Here is a 765-nt window from a genome sequence, read left to right on the forward strand (position 1 = left end):
GGTCAAGAAAACAAAACGATTCCATATCACAACGGACTCTAAACACGGTTTTTACAAATCTCCGAACAGAATTAAAGAACTCGAAATCAATCACGCTGAACAGGTGTTTGTGGCTGACATCACTTACATTAAAACCGATCAAAAGCACACTTATTTAGCTTTAGTCACCGACCTATATTCTAAGAAAATTATGGGTTGGAGCTACTCCGACAGAATGCCCGCTGAACTTGTCATCAACGCACTGAAAATGGCGAAAAAAAACTGTATCCATCAACAAAAAGAGGTTATTCACCATTCTGACAGAGGTATCCAATATTGTTGCCCTGCTTTCTCACAATATGCCGAAAAAAACGGATTTCTATTAAGCACAACACAGCAATACGATCCTTATGAAAATGCAGTGGCTGAACGGATCAATGGAATACTTAAGTATGAATTTGGATTGAAAGAATCGATCAAGAATCAAGAAATTGTTTATAAAATGATTGAACAAGCAGTAAGAATATACAACGAAAAAAGACTGCATTGGTCAATTGATTTTAAAACACCAAACCTCGTTCACGAAAACTATGATCAAACTCAATATAGGTCTTACAAAAAGAAAACCGCTTGATGTTGTTGTCGAAAAAAATGCGCAATGATATGGGAAATAAAATGTGGGAAAATCCGAAAGGAAAAGCCCAGGAAATTTTTCCACATTTTATTCCCGGAAAAATCTAAAATTGAACTATATTTGAAATAATTTTTAACCCAAAAAAGGTCAAC

At 35.2% G+C, this 765-nt stretch carries 1 protein-coding gene; it reads left to right on the forward strand.

Going from position 1 to position 765, the window contains the following annotated elements; all coding sequences use genetic code 11:
- On the forward strand, window positions 1–613 hold a 613-nt coding region (locus IV513_RS15570; RefSeq protein ID WP_209391464.1), incomplete at its 5' end, for an IS3 family transposase.
- Window positions 614–765: the final 152 nt, after the last annotated feature.

This window comes from Chryseobacterium sp. RR2-3-20 (assembly GCF_017808115.1).
Lineage (GTDB): Bacteria > Bacteroidota > Bacteroidia > Flavobacteriales > Weeksellaceae > Chryseobacterium > Chryseobacterium oryzae.